The sequence below is a fragment of the Luteimonas viscosa genome (assembly GCF_008244685.1).
Lineage (GTDB): Bacteria > Pseudomonadota > Gammaproteobacteria > Xanthomonadales > Xanthomonadaceae > Luteimonas > Luteimonas viscosa.
The window spans coordinates 2,197,802-2,215,188 of the sequence record NZ_VTFT01000001.1 but is presented as its reverse complement, the minus strand read 5'-3'; the positions used below and the strand labels follow the sequence as shown (position 1 = coordinate 2,215,188).

Sequence of the window (17,387 nt, the reverse complement as noted above, 5' to 3'; positions counted from 1 at the left end):
TCGGGGCGATCCGGAGCTCGCCGGGACGGCTATTCGTCGGTACTGGTCTTCGTGCGCGAACTGCGGCGCGGGGCCGCCTTGCGCGGCGAACGCCGCGGCTCGATGCGCCGGGCCTTGCCTTCGATCACCTCGCCCTCTGCCTGCTGCCTGGCGCGGTGGCGATGGGCGAGGAACCACAGCGCCCCCGCGCCCACCGCGGCGGCCACGGCCACCGCCGGATTGCGGCGGATGAAGCTGCCGACCACGCGGGTGCCGGTCTTGGCCACGCCCAGCGCGGCGCCGGTCTGAAGCCACTTGCCGGTGCTGTCCGGCAGCGAGGTGCGGAGGCTGTCGCCGACCTGGCCCACCAGGTCCATCACCTTGCCGGAATACGAATCGAGTCTGCTCATGGGGGGTGGGTCCTGAAGGCGGGGTGCGATGCGGCAACAGTCTGCGGCAGCGAACGTCGCCACGGCGTGAGCGCGCGGCGCGCGACACCTCACCACCGGCAGCCAGATACCCGCACCGTCGTCGCCACGGGCGATGCCGATAACGCGGCGGATCGCGCCGTTCACTCGTTCTGGGGGAGACCCCCGGCGTTGCCGGGAACGTCGATGGTTTGACCTTGGCGGCGGTCGGCTTTGAAGCCCCTCTCCCTCCGGGAGAGGGGTTGGGGTGAGGGGACGGCGAAGCCACGATGGTTCGGTTGTCGGCTCTTCGCCGTCCCCTCATCCGCCCTTGGGGCACCTTCTCCCGGAGGGAGAAGGAAAGTGCATGCCGTTTCAAGCGGCGCATGCTTTGCCTGGCCGCGCCACACTGAACCCGACGAGCCGCACACCGCCACCGTCGCCACGGGCGATATCAATGAAGCGGCCGGTAGCGCCGCTCACGTCCCGCGCGGTTTCGCGCGATGCGTGGCCGTGGCGTTCCAGGGATCTTCCGGCCAGGGATGCCGCGGATACCGGCCCTTCATCTCCCTGCGCACTTCCGGATAGGTGCGTTCCCAGAATCCGCGCAGGTCCTGCGTCACCTGCAGCGGCCGCCCGGCGGGCGAGAGCAGGTGCAGGGTGAGCGGCATCCGGCCGTCGGCGATGCGCGGCGTTTCGGCCAGCCCGAACAGTTCCTGCAGCTTGACCGCGAGCACCGGCGCCTGCGGCGCGCCGTCGGCGCCCAGCGCATATTCGATCCGCCGCTCCTGGCCTGAAGGCACGGCGATCCGCGCCGGGGCGAGCTGCTCGACGCGCTGGCGCAGCGCCCAGTCGAGCCGCGCGCGCAGGGCCTCGCCGAAGGCCTCGGCCGACAGCGCATCGAGCCGCGTCGCGCCGGCGAACAACGGCCGCAGCCAGTCGTCGCGCGTGGCCAGCAGCGTCTCGTCGGAGAGGTCCGGCAGGCCGAGCTCCGGCAACCAGGCGCGCAGCGACTGCACCCGCGCGCGCCACTGCCGCAGGCCCTCGCTCCAGGGCAGGGCATCGAGTCCGAGCGCGGCCACCGCATCGCTCAGGGCCTGCGCCGCCAGCACCGGATCGACGCGCCCGGCGGGACGCGCATCGAGCACGATGCCGTCGAAGCGGCGCACGCGTTCGCCCACCAGCGCGCGCCTGCCCGCGTCCCAGCGCACCTCGTCGCGTTCGACGAAATGCGTGGCGAAATCCTCGCGCAGCCGCGCCTCGTCGACCGCCGCGCCACGCAGCAGCAGCGAATCCTTCGCCTCGAGGCGCAGCTCGCTGGCGACGATCCACGGCTCGCCGCGCAGCGTGCTGTCGTCGGCGAGCCGCGCCATGCGCCCGTTGCCGAGCTGGTAACGCTGCGGATCGCGCGCATGGACGCGGCCGATGCGGTCGGGGAAGGCATGCGCGAGCAGGTCGCCGAGCGCGTGCGCCGGCAGGTCGGCGCGCGGCGGCGCCTTCGCGCCCGCACGACGGCGCCATTGTTTCGCTGCGGCATCGACCGTCGCCAGCGTGCCGCGATGCGCGTCGCCGCCGGCGCGACCGCTGCGGAACGCGGCCAGCGCCAGCCAGCGTTCGCGCCAGCCGTCGCTGCGCGCGCGCAGCGGATCGCGCGCCTCCACCAGCGCGGCGAGGTCGCAGGCCAGTGCGCGCTCGCCATCGTCGCGCGCCGCCAGCAGCATCGCCGCCAGCCGCGGATGGGTGCCCAGCGCGAGCATGCGCCGCCCGTGCGGAGTGATGCGCGCCTGCGCATCGAGCGCGTCGAGCCGTTGCAGCAGTTCGCGCGCCGCCGCCATCGCACCCGATGGCGGCGGATCCACGAAGCGCAGGTCGGCATCGCCCCAGGCGGCGAGTTCCAGCGCCAGTCCCGCCAGTTCGACCTGCATGATTTCGGGCCGTCGCTGCGGCTCCAGCCGCTGCGACGCCGGCCACAGGCGGTAGGCGAAACCCTCCGCGACGCGACCGGCGCGGCCCGCACGCTGGTCGGCCGACGCCTGCGAAATCGCCACCGCATCGAGTCGGGAGAAGCCGCTGTTGGGGTCGTAGCGCGGCTCGCGCGCCAGGCCGCTGTCGACCACCACGCGCACGCCCGGCAGGGTGACGCTGGATTCGGCGACATTGGTCGCCAGCACCACGCGCCGGCGGCCGTCCGCGGCCGGCTGCAGCACGCGCGCCTGCTGCTCGACCGGGAGATCGCCGTGCAGCGCCAGCACCTCGACACCGGTTGCCTGCGCGCCGCTGCCCGCCTGCGCCAGGGCCGCCTCGAGCTGTGAAATCTCGCGCCGCCCCGGCAGGAACACCAGCACGTCGCCGGGATGCCGCGCGAGCGCGTGTTCGACCGCGCGCCGCACCTGCGGCAACAGCGCCTCGTCGCGACGCGCGGGAAAATGCTCGATCGCCACCGGGAAGCTGCGGCCCTGGCTGGACAGGCGCGGCGCGTCCAGGCATTGCGCCAGGCGCTCGCCATCGAGCGTGGCCGACATCGCCACGATCCGCAGGTCCTCGCGCAGGCCCGACTGCACGTCGAGCGCCAGCGCCAGCCCGAGGTCGCCGGCCAGGTGCCGTTCGTGGAATTCGTCGAACAGCAGCGCGCCGATCCCCTCGAGCATCGGATCGTCCTGCAGCATCCGGGTGAGGATGCCTTCGGTGACCACCTCGATCCGGGTCCGTGCGGACACCCGCGTCTCGAAGCGGATGCGGTAGCCGACCGAGTCGCCGACCTCGCCGCCCAGCTGCCGCGCCATGAACATCGCGGCGCTGCGCGCGGCGACGCGGCGCGGCTCGAGCATCACGATCCTGCGGCCGGCGAGCCACGGCGCGTCGAGCAGCGCCAGCGGCACCTGCGTGGTCTTGCCGGCCCCGGGCGGCGCCTCCAGCACCAGGCGCGAATGGGCGTCGAGGCTGCGCACGATCTCGGGCAGCAGCGGGGAAATGGGAAAGGCGGTTGCGCTCACGCGCGCAGTGTACGAGCCGGCAACCGGTAAACTCCGCGGTCGGTCGCCGGGTTCACACGGAAACGGGACGCAGGGATCCTGCCTGCGGCGAGCCCACGCAGCCCTGCTGCGATGCGCCCTTGCCGTCCGCGATCGCTGCCCGCATGAAGGCCAGCGACCATATCGAATCACCCATCACGATCCCGATCCCGTGCACCTCATCGACATCGGCGCCAACCTCACCCACGACAGCTTCGACCGCGACCGCGACGCGGTGCTCGCGCGTGCCCGCGAGGCCGGCGTTGCGCGCATGGTCGTCACCGGCGCCAGCCGCGCGCATTCGCCGCGGGCGCTGGCGCTCGCGCAGGCGCATCCGGGCGTGCTGTCCGCCACCGCCGGCGTGCACCCACACCACGCGGTCGAGTACACCGACGAGTGCGATGCCGAACTGCGCGCGCTGCATACGCATGCCGAAGTCGTGGCCGTGGGCGAAACCGGTCTCGACTACTTCCGCGATTTCTCCCCGCGCCCGGCGCAGCGCAAGGCCTTCGAACGCCAGCTGCAGATCGGTGTCGACACCGGCAAGCCGCTGTTCCTGCACCAGCGCGACGCGCATGCCGATTTCATGGCGATCATGCGCGGGTTCGACGGCAGGCTCGGTCCGGCAGTGGTGCACTGCTTCACCGGCACGCGCGAGGAGCTGTTCGACTACCTCGACCAGGACTGGCACATCGGCATCACCGGCTGGCTGTGCGACGAGCGCCGTGGCGCGCACCTGCGCGAGATCGTGAAGAACATCCCGGCCCACCGTCTGATGGTGGAAACCGACGCGCCCTACCTGCTGCCGCGCACGCTCCGGCCGATGCCGAAGGAGCGCCGCAACGAACCGGCCTTCCTGCCGCACATCGTGGAGGAACTGGCGCGCGACCGCGGCGAGGATGTGGCGACCACCGCCGCCGCCAGTGCGGCGACGGCGGCTGCCTTCTTCCGTCTCCCGCCACCGGGCGCAGACTGACGCCACCACGATCGGCAGACCTGCGCGAGCCCCACCCCGGCCGTGCGGAGCGAGCCGGGGGTGAGTGCTTGCGCCTGAACGCCTAGAGATCGACGCCGAAACCGATGCCGCCCGAACGTTCGCCGCCGCTGAACGCGCCACCGAGCGAGAACGAGGCGCGCTGGCCGATGCGCCGGCCGTAGCCGATCGACAACGCCTGCTCGCCGCCGTGGAAGCCGGCGCCCACCGCGATCCGCCCGCGCGGGCTGTTGCTGCCCGCGGCGTTGATGGCCATGTTGAGCATCGCAGCGCCCATCGCCCCCTGGCGGTCGATGCGGCGGTCCTGGCGGTGCAGGCGTCCGTCGAGGTCGGCGAAGCTGTCCTCGAGCGCGTCCATGCGCCCGTTGAGCGCGCCGGGATCGAAGCCGACGAGATCGGCGATGCGGGTGTCGGTATAGCTGTTGGCGGCGCTGAGGGTGGCGGCGTCGCCGGCGTCGAGATCGCTGCGGATGGCGGTTTCGCGGGTGTCGGTGTAGTCGTTGGCCGCGTCCACGGCCGCGGTATCGCCCGCTTCCATGTCGGCGCGGATCGCCACTTCGCGGTTGTCGGTGTAGGCATTGGCGGCCGTGCCGCCGGTGGCGACCGCGGTATCGGTGTAGGCGTTGGCCGTGGCCAGCGTGGCCTGCAGCTGGTCGAGGTTCACCGCGTCGGTGCCCTGGGTGCCGGCGGCGACGTTGACGATCTGGCGCTGGCTGACCGTGGTGCCGACCGACACGCTGCCGTCGCGGTCGGCCACCGAACCGTAGCCCAGCGCGACGCTGCCGGTGGCGGTGGCCTGGCTGCTGTTGCCCAGGGCGGTGCTGCCGAAGCCGCTGGCCAGGCTGGTGTGGCCGAGCGCGGTGGCGGTGTCGGCCCCCGCGCTCGAGAACGCGCCGATGGCCGTGCTCTGATTGCCTGCAGAGGAACTGCCGGTCCCGAAGGCGGCGCCCTGGCTACCGGCGGCGCTGCTGAAGTAGCCGGTGGCGGTGGCGTTTGCGCCGACGGCCGAGGCGGCGTAGCCGATGGCCGTCGCGCCCTCGCCGCTCGCCACGCTGGCGTTGCCCAACGCCACGGTTTCGCGGTTGCTGGCCTGGCTGGCAGTGCCGATCGCCGTGCTCTGCTGGCCGCTGGCGGTGGCGAACACGCCGATGGCGTTGGCGCCAGCCCCGCTCGCCACGCTCTGGAAGCCGATCGCGGTCGCGGAATCGCCGCTGGCGACGGCGTAGCCGCCGCTGGCCAGCGAATGGAATCCGCTGCTCTGGCTGGCGAAGCCGACGGCGGTGCCGCCGATGCCGGTGGCCGCACTCTGGACGCCGAACGCGCTGCTCGCCTCCTGGGTCGCCTCGCTGTTGGCGCCACTGGCGACGCTCAGGTCGCCGCTGGCGATGCTGCCATGGCCAAGCGCGGTGCTGTTTGCCCCGGAGGCGTCGCTGGCGACGCCTCCTGCAAGGGAGTTCGCCCCGGCCGCCTGGCTGCGCGCGCCCAGCGCGGTGCTCTCGGTGCCGCTGGCCTGGGCACGGTTGCCGATGGCGGTGGCGTCCCAGCCGCTGGCCGTGGTGCGCTCGTCGATGTTCACGACGTTGTCGCCGTTGCTGTCCACCCAGCCGCCGAGCGCGACCGCACCGTTGCCGCTCGCGACCGAGTAGCTTCCCGAGGCGACGCTGCCGGCGGTGCTCGCGGTGGAGCCGGCACCGCTCGCCGAACTCATGTAGCCGCTGGCTTCGGCGCCTGCGCCGACCGCGGTGGACGCCTGCGCGGTCGCCTCGCTGGCGAGGCCCACGGCAACGGCGGCGAACCCGGTGGCGGTGGCGTCCGCGCCCACGGCGGTGGCGTTCGCGGCCGTCGCCTGCGCGCCCTGGCCACAGGCGAAGGCATCGACACTGGGGTCGGCGACGGCGCCGCCGGGGCCACCGCTACTCAGCTCGCAGGTTTCGCCGGCCGCCGCGGCGCCCGCCGCCAGGCCGAGGACGATGAGCAGGGCCGCGGTCAGCGGACGACGCGTGCTGGAGATCTTCATGTGCATGTTCCCGTATGCAGGGGCCGGAAGCGGCCGGCCTGGCCCGTGGCGGCCGCGACGCGGCCGCGGCGCGATCCGCGCCTGCACAGGACATCCGTCAAGCGGACGCTCCGGCTGCCATCCTTCGGTGGCGGACGCGTCCACACCTCCCCGCCTCGCGGATCGGCGCGCGCTGCGCCGGGCAGGAAACCGCGCCGCCACCGGCGCCCAGGTCAACGCGGTCCGGACCCGTATGCGAACGCGCAGTGCCCGCCATCGATGAGCGGCGGCGCGGCGGCGGCGTCATCGGCCGCGTCGCCAGCCCCCACTCCGCCCCGGCGCACGGCGCCCCGGCCATGCCGACCGGCAACAACGCGGTCCGCCCGCGCCGCGCCGCGTTGCGCTCACTGCCTGCGGTAGCGCTGCACGATCGGGTCGGCGACCCCGGGAATCGGCATCCGGGTTTCCAGCACGTCGCCCTTGCAGGCGTACTCGTGGATCGTGGCCTGCGCGCCCGACTTCGGCAGGGCGAAGCCGGTGGTCGGCCCGTTGCCCGCGCCCAGTTCCACCTTGCCGTCGGTGGTCGATGCCGTGGGCGCCAGCGTCAGTTTGCCGTCGGCACTGCTCCAGCTGCCGCGGGCGGAAAACGTGCCGTCGCTGCGCGCGCTCCGGCCTTCGTTGCCGGCTTCGGCCCGCACCTGCGACTGCAGGCTGTAGTGGCCATCGGCGCCCAGGCGCAGGGTGGCCACCTGCTGGGTGACCATCATCTTCATCCCCGGCGCCTGTCGCTGCACCCACTCCGCCGCGCCATTGCCCACCGGGCTCCAGCTGCCGACCAGGCAGGCATCGCGCGCCCTTGCCGGGGCCGCGGGCAGTCCCGCGGCGACCGCCGCCAGGACGCCGAGGATCGTGGCCTTGCCGTTCATCGCATTCCCTCCCGGGTTGTGCAGCGCCGGCCCCGATGGCCGGTGTACCTGGATGCATCCGCGCTCCGGCGCGGACGACTGCCACTGCCCGGACGCCGACCCGCCCCGCGCCGGCCGGCCTGCTCGCCTACTGCCCGGTGCCGGCGAACCGGGTGCCCGCAGCCGCCTGCGCAGTAGCCTGCAGCGCCAGGTCGATCTGGCGGCGGGCGTCGGCCGGACTCGTCGGCTGGGCCATCGCGGTCAGGGCTTCGTCGCGTTGCGCGGCGCAGGGCAGCTGCAGCGGCGCGCGGCAGGCGATCCGGGCCAGCGGCGCCAGCATCGCGATGCGCATCGGGTTGCGTGTCGGAAACCCGGCCTCGAGCTGCCGCCGCGCCGCCTGCGCCTGGTCCCAGCCACGCGCGGGCGGCACCCGCCCGCTCCGGACCCTGGCTTCCACCGCGTGCAGGCGCATCAGCGCGGCCATCGGGTTGCCGCGTGCGGCGTAGGCGGCGCGGGCGCGGTCCAGCACGGGCAGGGCTTCGTCGTCGCGGCCCAGCGCCAGCAGCACACGGCCGAGGTTGCTGTAGCGTGGGGCCAGCAGCGGCGAATCCTCGCCGAACGCATCGCGGATCCCCTTCAGCGCCGCGCGACTGAGCGGTTCGGCTTCGGCCGCACGGCCCATCTCGCGCAGGACGTCGGCGCGGTTGCCGTTGCACACGTGCACACCGGCATGGTCGGGGCCGCCGAGCGTGGCGTAGCCGGCGGCGCATTCGGCCAGACGCGCCAGCGCGCCCTCGAAGTCGCCGGCCTTCATCAGGAATACGCCGAAGTTGCCCAGGTACGCGGCCACGTCGGGATGGCCGCTGCCGCGTTGGTCGACCAGCTCGGCCAGCTGCGCCTCGTGCAGTTCGCGCGCGCGGGCGAAGTCGCCCAGGGTGGTCAGCGATTCGGCCAGCGCGCCGCGGGTGGCGGCGAGTTCGGGCGTGGTGCCGTCGTAGATGCGCAGTTGCGCGGCCAGCACCGGTTCGAGCAGCGCGGCCGCACGCGCCGCGTCGCCCAGCCGCAGCACCGCGCGGGCGTGCCGCGTGCGCACCTGCAGGGTCCGCGCGTGGTCGCCGCCGGCGCGCATGGCCTCGAGTTCGATCAGTTCGGTATAGGTGCGCTCGGCTTCGCGCACGTAGCCCTGGCGGTCCTGCAGCGAGGCGACCGCCAGCAGCACCTCGCCGCACAACTCGACCGGCTGCCGGTCGCGCGCCCGGCACCAGCCCAGCATGCGGTCGCCGGTGGCCTTGGCGCGCGCGGCCCGGTCCAGGCCCTGGTCGAGCTGCTGCTGCAGCAGCAGCGCACGCATGTGCGCTTCGGAGTCCGGGGCCTTGCGTTCGAGGATCGCCAGCGCCTGTTCCGCCAGCGCCTCGGGATCGCCGCCCAGGTTGCGGTCGGACCACAGCGCGCGGCCGCGGACCACCAGCGCCTCGGCAAAGCCCGGACTGTCGCGCCCGTCGAGCCCGTCCCGCAGTCCGGCTGCTTCCGCGGCCAGCTGCGCCGAATGCCCGTGCTCGCCCGCGGCCTGCGCGATCTCCGCCAGGGTCAGCAGCACCGTGGCCAGCGCCGCGGACTGGCTGGCCAGATCCTGGCGGGCATGCGCCGCGGCCGATGCGATCAGGCGCGAGCGGTCCGGCTGCCTGGCTTCGGCCGTGGAGGGCGCCATCTCGCGCAGCAGCGAATCGAGGTAGCGCAGTTGCAGTTGCGCCTCTTGCGCGGCCCGTTCCGCCCGCTGCGCCTGCCAGAACACCCCCAGGCCGCCGCCCAGCAGGGACAGGGCCAGGACCGCACCCGCCGCCAGCGGCCAGCGGTTGCGCTGCGCGAACCGGCGCAGCCGGTAACCGGCGCTGGGGGCGCGTGCGCGCACCGGACGCCGCGCGCGGTAATTGCGCAGGTCGGCGACGAGGGCTTCCACGCTGGGATAGCGCTGCGCCGGGTCCTGGGCCAGGCCGCGCAGCAGGATCGCGTCCAGGTCGCCGCGCAGGCGCGGGGCGAACCCGCGTTCCAGGCTGCCGGCGGGGGCATGCGCGGCGCGCGTGGACGGCCGCTCCGGCGAATGGGCGCGCACCACGAGGGCGTCGTGCGGCGCGCTGCCGGTGAGCAGGCGGTACGTGAGCGCGGCCAGGCCGTAGACGTCGGCGGCGGTGCCGGTGTCCTGGCCGTCGAACTGCTCGGGCGCAGCGTATTCCGGGGTCAGCGCGTGCTGCATGGTGCGGGTGGCCGCGGACGACAGTTCGCGACCGATGCCGAAGTCCAGCAGCCGGACCAGGCCGTCCTCGTCGACCAGGACGTTCGACGGCTTGATGTCGCGATGCACGACCAGGTTGCGATGCGCGTACTCGAGCGCCTCGGCCACCTGCCCGACCAGGTCCAGGCGTGCCGACAGGCCCAGGCCGCGCGCCTGGCACCACTGGTCGATGCGCTGGCCTTCCACCAGCGCCATCGCCAGCCACGGCGTGCCGTCGTCGTCCACGCCGGCTTCGTACAGCGCGGCGATGTAGGGATGGCGCAGACGCGCCAGCACCGACTGTTCACGCAGGAAGCGCTCGCGCCCGCCGCGCGCGAGCGCCGCCAGGCTGAGGATCTTCAACGCCGCCTGCTGGCCCAGCGGCGGCGCGGCCGAGATCGCGCGATAGACCACGGCCATGCCGCCTTCGCCCAGCAGTTCCTGCAGCCGCCAGCGGCCCAGGCGCCGTCCTTCCAGCGACGGCTCCGTGGCCGGTTCGAGTGCCTCCAGGGGGTCGAGAGGAGGCAGGGGTCGGTCCAGCGGCCCTTCGCTGGCGCTGCCGGCCAGCAGCCTGCGCACCCGAGCCGCGACTTCGGGCGCCGGGGCCAGGGCCTGCAGGTGCGCCTCGCGCTGGTCGAGCGGCAGGTCCAGCAGCGCATCGAGGATGGCGTCGGCCGCCTTCCATGCCTCGCGTGCCTGGCGGTCCACGGCGTCAGTCCAGCTGGGCGTGCAGGAACGCGCGGGCCCGCTGCCACTGGCGGTAGACGGTGCGTTCCGACACCTCGAGTACGGCGGCGATCTCTGCGAACTCCAGGCCGCCGAAGTAGTGCAGCTCGACGATGTCGCGCTGCTGCGGAGCGATCTCGCCCAGTGCCTCCAGCGCTTCGTGCACCCCGAGCACGTCGGACGCCGGCGCGCCGGGCAGCGATTCGGTCAGGGTCACCTCCAGCAGGTCGCCGCCGCGCTTGCCCGCCGCCCGTCGCCGCGCGTGGTCGACCAGGATCCAGCGCATCGCCTTGGCCGCCGTGGTGAAGAAGTGGCGCCGGCTGCTGGCGTTGAGCGGTTCGCCGCACGTCGCGCGCAGGTACAGCTCGTGCACCAGCACGGTCGGCGTCAGCGTGCGTTCGCCCGGACGTAGGCGCGCCGCCGCGATCTGCCGCAGCTGCGGATAGAGCCGCTCGAAGACTTCGGACAGCTGCGCCGGTTCGCCGGCGGCCGCCCGCTCCAGCAACTGCGTGATCTCGTTTCCCATGCGAGGCAACCCCGTGCCCGGGCGCGAGCCCGGACCACAGGGTAGCCAACCTGGGGCCGCGGCGCGGTGGCCGCCCGTCATCGACTCACCGGGTGCCGGCCTGGCGCAGGCGATAGGTGAGGGTGGTCGCGTCGCCGGCCCTGCGCGCGGGCATCACCATCACGGTGGCCTCGCGGCCCGGTTTGTGGAACATCGCCATGCCGGCACCGTCGGCTGCTTGCGACGCGCTGGCCGTGGTCCAGCCGTGGCCATGCATGCCCTGCTCGATCTGCCCGTGGATCGCGCTGCCGGCCTGCGGCACGGTCACCACCAGCAGCTGGTCGGAACCGCTGCGCACCACCTGGCGGATCACATGCGCCTGCGGCAGGTCGACGTCCGCGGGCCACCAGTCCGGCCGCGCCATGCCGGCGGGGCCGCCGGACTGCATGCGCGTGTCGTCGTCCTCCACCTGCAGCGTGCCCTCGGCCGGGTCGAACCGGACCCTGCCGTCGCTGGCGGCATCGACCGCAGCGGCCGCAGCCTGTTCGGCGGCCCTGTCGGCCAGTTTGTCGGGGGAAGGCGCCGAACAGGCGGCCAGGACGAACAGCAGGCTCGGTGCGGCGATCCGGTACATCGGCATCCCTCCCCGACCCCCGGAACAGGGGTGGCTGAGGGGGCATCCGCGCAACGCGGCGCGCGACTGCCAGCGCGGGCGTGGCAGTCGCCGACCAGGACTTGCGGATGCGCTGGTGTCCATCCCTCTGCCGGAGCTTCCCATGCGCGTCCCGCCGCTGCGTTCGTCCACCCTCTCCATCGCCCTGCTGCTGTGCCTGGGCGGAGGGGCACCCGCGGCCGCCCAGGTCCAGGTGACGCCTCCGGCCGAGCGGTCCGGGGTGCAGGTGACTCCACCGCCGGAGCGGACCGGGGTGCAGGTCAAGCCGCCGGCGCAACGATCGGGGGTGCAGGTCGCACCGCCGCAGCGTTCGCAGCGTGAGGGTGCGCGGGTGGTGGTGCCTGCGCAGCCGAACCGGCGCGTGGTCGTGCCGGCGCAGGCGCAGGTGCAGGCGCCCCCGCCACGCGGCCACCTCGAACTGCATCGGGCCCAGATCCAGGGCCTGCGCGACAACGGCCCGGCGGCGCTCGACAAGCCGCTGCCCGGCGGCTGGGCGATGGCGGGCTTTGAACTGCGCTTCCTCAACGGCGACCACAAGCTGCGCCGGATCGGGGTGCTGGGCGAAGAGCGGTTCGCGCGCCTGGCCCTGGCCGACCAGAACGGCGACGACCCGTTCCGCGGCCGGGTCCTGCTGACCTCGCTGCCCGGCGCGAAGGTGCAGCAGGTGACCGCCGACGGCGGCGGCAAGTTCGACATCCGCCTGCCCGGCCAGGCGCCACGCGATTCGACCCTGGTGCTGTCGGGGTTCGAGTTCCGCCGCGCCGACGGCAGCGACGCCAACCTGCGCAACGTCGCGGTCTGGCTGGACCCGGAACGCAACATCGCCCGGGTCTCGCTCACCGACGACCAGGGCCTGGATTTCCGCGGCCTCGAGGCCAGCCTGGGCGCGATGGCGGCGAGCATGCTGGTCCCGCTGCCGGGCCTGCTGGAAACGGGCAGCGTGGTCGCCGGCACCCGCGCCACGAGCCGGGCGATCCGGCAGAACTCGGGCCAGTACCGCGGCTACCGGGTCACCGTGCAGTACGCCTGGATCCCCAACAGCCAGGTGGCGAGCCGGGGCGGCCTGGCCGGCACCGACCGCAGCCGCCAGCCCCTGCCCGGCGGCGCCCGCATCGACGCCCTGCAAGGCTTCGAGTTCACCTTCACCAACAGCGACCACCACCTGCTCGGGCTGGGCCTCAACGGCGACGGCCGCGGCAGCGCGCTGTTCCAGGACAACAACACCGACGATCCGATGCAGTGGTACGCGAGCTACCTGACGCTGCGCCGCTGAACGCGCGCGAGCGGAGGGCCTCGACGAGGACTTCCGGCGCCGCCGCGCATGACACGCCACCCGCCATGGCGGGTGGCAGTCAGCGGCGCCTAGGGCTTCCTCACCAGTTCCACCCGCCGGTTCTTCGCCTTGCCTTCGTCGGTGGCGTTGTCGGCCACCGGCCGGTCCTGGCCGAAGCCGGCCGCGGACAGGCGCGAGGCCTCGATGCCCCGGCCGGTGAGCGCGGCCACCACCGCGGCCGCTCGGGCTTCGGAGAGGCTGCGGTTGCGCTGCACGGTGCCGGTGTCGTCGGTGTGTCCCTCCACCGACAGCGCCAGCGCCGGATCGGCCTGCAGCAGCGCCAGCACCTGGTCGATCTGCGGCTGCGACTCCGGCAGGATGTCGGCCTCGTCGGTGGCGAAGTTGACCTGGATCGCCACCCGCCCGTCGGCGTCGAGCTGCCGCTTCAGCGCATCGGCCGGCAGCATCGCGGCGGTCTGCACGAAGCCTTCGCGCTCCACCACCACCCAGCCGGCGCTGTTGTACTCGAGCCTGGCATGCACCCAGACCTGGCGACCGGTCGGCAGGTCGACGCGGTACACCCGCGAGTCGTAGTCGTGCCAGCTGAATCCGGTGCCGTCGCTGTAGGGGCTCTTGAGGTCGAAGTCGTAGCGCTCCGAGGGCTCCTTCGGGATGCGTCCTTCGAACACCAGGGTGCCGCCGACCTCGGCCATCATCGCCTCGAGGTTGCGCCTGACCTCGTGCATCGAGTGGGTCCGCCCGCGCGAGGAGACCTGGCCGGCCCAGGTGCGACCCTCGACTTCCTCGAAGTCGCTGCCGGTCCAGAACGGATACATGTCGAAGTCGCGCTGCTTGGGCCGATTGCCCTCGTCGTAACCCGCGGGCGTGGACAGATACGGGAACTCATCCGTCCAGCGCGCGGTGGCCACGAACGGCCGCTCCTCGACGATGACCAGGCCGGCCTCGTTGCTGGTGGTGGTGAGCTGCACCCAGATATTGCGGTCGGCCTGGCGGATGACGTGCACGCTGGTCGGCGCGTCGTGGTCCATGTTGACGCCCTCGATGAATCCACCGCCGATCTCCTGCTCGAGCGCGGCGCCGTAGTAGGCGTTGCGGTTGAGCGGACCCTCGAACACGGGCTGCGCACCGGCCTGCGCCAGCACCGATTCCAGGTTGCGCCGCAGTTCGCGGGCAGAGAATTCCTTGTCGCGGCCTTGGTCGTCATCGACCGTGATCCTGGCGTTCCAGCTGGCGCCCTCGACCCAGTGCAGACCTTCGCCGATCCGGAAAGGGAAGCGCGCGTACGCGCGTACGTGCGGGCGGTTCTGCGGTCCGTAGCCCGCGGGCATCGAGAAGAAGGGCAGCTCACCCAAGGCCGCGCTGCTGACCGGCACGCTGTCGATGTCGAACGCGACCAGGGGGACCGGATTGCCGTCCCGATCCAGCACGCTGTTGGCAGATGCGGTTGTGGCCTCGACGTCCCCTGCGGTGTCGCCGGCGTTGGCACCTGCTTCGGCTTCGGTCTCTTCCGTTGCCGATGCTGCGACCACGCCATTCGCGTCGGCGGCAGGATCCGCCACGTCGGACGCTGGCGGTCCGCCGCATCCGGACAAGGCCATCGCCAGCGCGCACGCCACCAGTGTTTCCTTCCGCATCTGCTGCTCCCTCTGGACTGGATCGCGGAGGTTACACGACCCTCGTGGCGCCGAGGTCGGGCTCCGGCGCACCCTGCAAGGCTGCGCCTCAAACCGGCAGCGCGTGCCGCGGACATGGACTGGTGCGTTATGTCGGGGAGGCGCCGGCACGCGCAGTGCACACAACGATGGCCTTGCTCAGGCGCCTGCGCGCTGCCCTTCGTAAGCCTGCAGGTGCACCCACGCCGCCTGCAGGCGCGGCGCATCGATCCCGTGGGCCAGTGCGCGATGCAGCATGTCGCCGACGATGTGCGCCGCCTCCACCCGGCGGCCGGCTTCGAGGTCGCGCAGCATCGAGGCCTTCACGTCGGATGCGCCTTCGAGCAGGCTGGCGCGCGCGATGCCTCGCGCCCCGTCCGGCACCGGCCGCCCTTCGGCGGAGGCGACAGCCAGGCATTCGTCGTGCAGCGCGGCCATGAAGGCCGCACCGCCATCGGCCGCGACGATGTCGCCCACGCTGGCGCGCATCAGGCAGGTGCCGGCGGCGAGCGCGGCGAGGAAGCTGAACTTGTTCCACTGCTCCTGCGCGATGTCGCCGCTCGCCCGGTGGTCGATGCCGGCCCGTGCGCACAGCGCCGCGAAGCCGGCCACGCGCGTGCTGCCGCCGCCCTCGCGTTCGCCGAAGGTGATCGAGGCCGGGCGGCCCAGGTGCGCGATCGCGCCATCGTCGGCGAGCGTGGCGCTGATGAAGCACAGTCCGCCGAGCACGCGCCCGCGGCCGAAGCGCGCATCGAGCGCGTCGTAGTGCAGCAGGCCGTTGAGGATCGGCAGCAGGGTGGTGGTCGCGGCCATCGCCGGCGCCACCGCGTCGATCGCGGGCTCCAGGTCGTAGGCCTTGCAGGCGAGCAGTACGAGGTCGAACGGCGCGCGCGCGGCGGCATCGGCCAGCGTGTCGGCGGTGAGCGTGCGCACGGCGACGTCGGCATCGCCAAGCGGGCTGCGGATGCGCAGGCCGTCGCGTTGCAGCGCCGTGGCGCGCGCAGGGCGCACCAGGAACGTCACGTCCGCCCCGCACTGCGCCAGGCGTCCGCCGAAGTAGCCGCCGGTGCCACCGGCGCCGAGCACCAGTATGCGCATCAGCTGCGCAGCCCGACGCCCTTGTGCAGCAGCCACAGGCCGAGCGTGCCGAGCGTGGCGACGAAGAACAGCATCAGCGCGAACGCGATCCACACCGGCACGTCGCTCACCCCGAGCAGGCCGTAGCGGAAGGCGTTGACCATGTAGAACACCGGGTTGAAGTGGGTCGCGGTCTCGGCCCATTGCGGCAGCAGTTTCACCGAATAGAACACGCCGCCCAGGTACGTGAGCGGGGTGAGGATGAAGGTCGGCACGATCGCGACGTCGTCGAACTTCTTCGCGTATACCGCGTTGACGAAGCCCGCGAGCGAGAAGATGGTCGCGCCCAGCAGCACCGTCGCCAGCGTGACCAGCGGGTGCGGGATCTGCACCCGGGTGAAGCACATCGCGATCGCCAGCACGATCACGCCGACCATCAGCCCGCGCAGCACCGCGCCGGCGACGTAGCCGCCCAGGATCACCCAGCCCGGCATCGGGCTGACCAGCAGCTCCTCGACGTGGCGCCCGAACTTGGCACCGAAGAAGCTCGAGGAGATGTTGCCGTAGCTGTTCTGGATCACGCTCATCATCACCAGCCCGGGGACGATGAACTCCATGTAGCTGAAGCCGCCCATGTCGCCGATGCGCGAGCCGATCAGGCCGCCGAAGATCAGGAAGTACAGGGTCATCGTGATCGCCGGCGGCACCAGGGTCTGGCCCCAGATGCGCAGGATGCGCATCACCTCGCGGCGCATGATGGTCAGCAGCGCGATCCAGTTGCTGCGCGCGATGGTGGGCGGTGTGGTGGAGATCGTGTTCATGCCTTCGCTTTCATGGCCCCGCCCCACGCGCGGCGCGGGGAGGTCGGGAGGAGGTACGTTCGGGTTGCGTGGGTTGCGGAGCGCTGGTCTGTCACGCCGCCTGCTGCGCGTGGTTGCCGGTCAGGCGCACGAACAGTTCCTCCAGCCGGTTCGACTTGGTGCGCATCGACCGCACGCGGATGCCGGCGGCCTCGAATGCGGCGAACACGCGGTTGAGATCCATCGCCCGCGGCATGTCGAGGTCGAGCGTGTGGTCGTCTGTCGCGTGCAGGGTCGCGCCTTCGATCTGCGGCAGTTCCCGCGGCAGCTCGCCGTCGATGTCGAACAGGAAGCCTTCGACATCGAGTTTCGCCAGCAATGCGCGCATCGGCCCCTGTTCGACGATCACGCCGTGGTCGATGATCGCCAGGTTGCGACACAGGCTTTCGGCTTCCTCGAGGTAGTGGGTGGTGAGGATGATCGTGGTGCCGGCGGCGTTGATCTCCTTGAGCGTCTGCCACATGCCGCGGCGGATCTCGATGTCGACGCCGGCGGTGGGTTCGTCGAGGATCAACAGGCGCGGGCGCGTCATCATCGCGCGGGCGATCATCAGCCGCCGCTTCATGCCGCCCGAGAGCGTGCGCGCCATGGTCCGCGCCTTGTCCCACAGCAACGCGCGCTTGAGCTCCTCCTCGGCGCGCACCAGCGCTTCGCCGCGCGGGATGCCGTAGAAGCCCGCGTAGTTGACCAGGATGTCGAGCGGCTTCTCGAAGAAGTTGAAGTTCAGCTCCTGCGGCACCAGGCCCATCAGCCGCATCGCCGCGGCGCGCTGCGCGTGCAGGTCGACGCCGAACAGCGACACCTCGCCGGCGGTCTTGTTGACCAGCGACGAGACGATGCCGATCAGCGTGCTCTTGCCGGCGCCGTTGGGGCCGAGCAGGGCGTAGAAATCGCCCGGCAGCACGTCGAGCGACACGCCCTTGAGCGCCTGGACGCCGTTGTCGTAGGTCTTTCGGAGGTCGCGGATCCGCAGCGCGGGGGCGCCCGGAACCGTGTCGGAAGCAGGGATCATCGCGTGGGCCTCGGCCGCGTTTCGCGG

General features: G+C 72.6%; 13 protein-coding genes. 2 read left to right on the top strand and 11 right to left on the bottom strand.

The window, feature by feature from the left end:
- Positions 1 to 29: 29 nt before the first annotated feature.
- Both FZO89_RS09775 and hrpB read right to left on the bottom strand, forming a co-directional pair.
- The gene (locus FZO89_RS09775; protein WP_149103075.1) at positions 30 to 389 is read right to left on the bottom strand and encodes a hypothetical protein; all 360 of its coding nucleotides are present in this window, start codon (positions 387 to 389) and stop codon (positions 30 to 32) included.
- Between the two features lie 476 nt (positions 390 to 865).
- Positions 866 to 3,379 carry an ATP-dependent helicase HrpB gene (gene hrpB / locus FZO89_RS09770; protein ID WP_149103074.1) on the bottom strand — a complete coding sequence of 838 codons (2,514 nt, stop codon included), beginning with the start codon at positions 3,377 to 3,379 and terminating at the stop codon, positions 866 to 868.
- 190 nt (positions 3,380 to 3,569) lie between these two features.
- Between hrpB and FZO89_RS09765 the strand changes: the two genes are divergently transcribed.
- Entirely contained in the window at positions 3,570 to 4,373 is an 804-nt protein-coding gene (locus FZO89_RS09765) for a TatD family hydrolase (RefSeq protein WP_149103073.1), read from the top strand.
- Positions 4,374 to 4,455: 82 nt separating this feature from the next.
- On the opposite strand, the gene FZO89_RS09760 is transcribed toward FZO89_RS09765, so the two are convergent.
- The 5 genes from FZO89_RS09760 to FZO89_RS09740 all read right to left on the bottom strand — a co-directional run bounded on the left by FZO89_RS09760 (position 4,456) and on the right by FZO89_RS09740 (position 11,426).
- Positions 4,456 to 6,408, bottom strand: coding sequence for a YadA-like family protein (locus tag FZO89_RS09760; RefSeq protein ID WP_149103072.1), 1,953 nt, complete (start codon positions 6,406 to 6,408; stop codon positions 4,456 to 4,458).
- 383 nt (positions 6,409 to 6,791) lie between these two features.
- Positions 6,792 to 7,313, bottom strand: a complete 522-nt coding sequence (locus FZO89_RS09755; protein WP_149103071.1) for a copper resistance protein NlpE — start codon at positions 7,311 to 7,313, stop codon at positions 6,792 to 6,794.
- 127 nt (positions 7,314 to 7,440) lie between these two features.
- Positions 7,441 to 10,269 (bottom strand): serine/threonine-protein kinase, encoded by a 2,829-nt coding sequence (locus FZO89_RS09750; protein ID WP_149103070.1) that lies wholly within the window; start codon positions 10,267 to 10,269, stop codon positions 7,441 to 7,443.
- A 4-nt stretch (positions 10,270 to 10,273) separates the two neighbouring features.
- Positions 10,274 to 10,813 (bottom strand): ECF-type sigma factor, encoded by a 540-nt coding sequence (locus tag FZO89_RS09745; RefSeq protein WP_149103069.1) that lies wholly within the window; start codon positions 10,811 to 10,813, stop codon positions 10,274 to 10,276.
- Between the two features lie 85 nt (positions 10,814 to 10,898).
- Positions 10,899 to 11,426 (bottom strand): hypothetical protein, encoded by a 528-nt coding sequence (locus FZO89_RS09740; protein WP_149103068.1) that lies wholly within the window; start codon positions 11,424 to 11,426, stop codon positions 10,899 to 10,901.
- 142 nt (positions 11,427 to 11,568) lie between these two features.
- Between FZO89_RS09740 and FZO89_RS09735 the strand changes: the two genes are divergently transcribed.
- Complete coding sequence (locus FZO89_RS09735) at positions 11,569 to 12,738, top strand: hypothetical protein (protein ID WP_149103067.1); 1,170 nt, start codon at positions 11,569 to 11,571, stop codon at positions 12,736 to 12,738.
- Between the two features lie 89 nt (positions 12,739 to 12,827).
- On the opposite strand, the gene FZO89_RS09730 is transcribed toward FZO89_RS09735, so the two are convergent.
- The 4 genes from FZO89_RS09730 to FZO89_RS09715 all read right to left on the bottom strand — a co-directional run bounded on the left by FZO89_RS09730 (position 12,828) and on the right by FZO89_RS09715 (position 17,360).
- Positions 12,828 to 14,393 carry an OmpA family protein gene (locus tag FZO89_RS09730; RefSeq protein WP_149103066.1) on the bottom strand — a complete coding sequence of 522 codons (1,566 nt, stop codon included), beginning with the start codon at positions 14,391 to 14,393 and terminating at the stop codon, positions 12,828 to 12,830.
- A gap of 177 nt (positions 14,394 to 14,570) precedes the next feature.
- Positions 14,571 to 15,509, bottom strand: a complete 939-nt coding sequence (panE, locus tag FZO89_RS09725) for a 2-dehydropantoate 2-reductase (RefSeq protein ID WP_149103065.1) — start codon at positions 15,507 to 15,509, stop codon at positions 14,571 to 14,573.
- Positions 15,509 to 16,309, bottom strand: coding sequence for an ABC transporter permease (locus FZO89_RS09720; protein ID WP_149103064.1), 801 nt, complete (start codon positions 16,307 to 16,309; stop codon positions 15,509 to 15,511). The genes panE and FZO89_RS09720 overlap by 1 nt, the downstream gene beginning before the upstream one ends.
- 91 nt (positions 16,310 to 16,400) lie before the next feature.
- A complete protein-coding gene (locus FZO89_RS09715; protein ID WP_149103063.1) occupies positions 16,401 to 17,360 on the bottom strand; it encodes an ABC transporter ATP-binding protein in 960 nt (319 codons plus the stop codon).
- Between the last annotated feature and the right edge of the window lie 27 nt (positions 17,361 to 17,387).

What these genes read in the sequence shown, in the direction of transcription:
- FZO89_RS09730 (WP_149103066.1), bottom strand. Translation starts at nt 14,393, where the DNA reads ATGCGGAAGGAAACACTGGTGGCGTGCGCGCTGGCGATGGCCTTGTCC.
- FZO89_RS09745 (WP_149103069.1), bottom strand. Translation starts at nt 10,813, where the DNA reads ATGGGAAACGAGATCACGCAGTTGCTGGAGCGGGCGGCCGCCGGCGAA.
- FZO89_RS09735 (WP_149103067.1), top strand. Translation starts at nt 11,569, where the DNA reads ATGCGCGTCCCGCCGCTGCGTTCGTCCACCCTCTCCATCGCCCTGCTG.
- FZO89_RS09740 (WP_149103068.1), bottom strand. Translation starts at nt 11,426, where the DNA reads ATGTACCGGATCGCCGCACCGAGCCTGCTGTTCGTCCTGGCCGCCTGT.
- FZO89_RS09720 (WP_149103064.1), bottom strand. Translation starts at nt 16,309, where the DNA reads ATGAACACGATCTCCACCACACCGCCCACCATCGCGCGCAGCAACTGG.
- FZO89_RS09760 (WP_149103072.1), bottom strand. Translation starts at nt 6,408, where the DNA reads ATGAAGATCTCCAGCACGCGTCGTCCGCTGACCGCGGCCCTGCTCATC.
- FZO89_RS09715 (WP_149103063.1), bottom strand. Translation starts at nt 17,360, where the DNA reads ATGATCCCTGCTTCCGACACGGTTCCGGGCGCCCCCGCGCTGCGGATC.
- FZO89_RS09775 (WP_149103075.1), bottom strand. Translation starts at nt 389, where the DNA reads ATGAGCAGACTCGATTCGTATTCCGGCAAGGTGATGGACCTGGTGGGC.
- panE (WP_149103065.1), bottom strand. Translation starts at nt 15,509, where the DNA reads ATGCGCATACTGGTGCTCGGCGCCGGTGGCACCGGCGGCTACTTCGGC.
- FZO89_RS09755 (WP_149103071.1), bottom strand. Translation starts at nt 7,313, where the DNA reads ATGAACGGCAAGGCCACGATCCTCGGCGTCCTGGCGGCGGTCGCCGCG.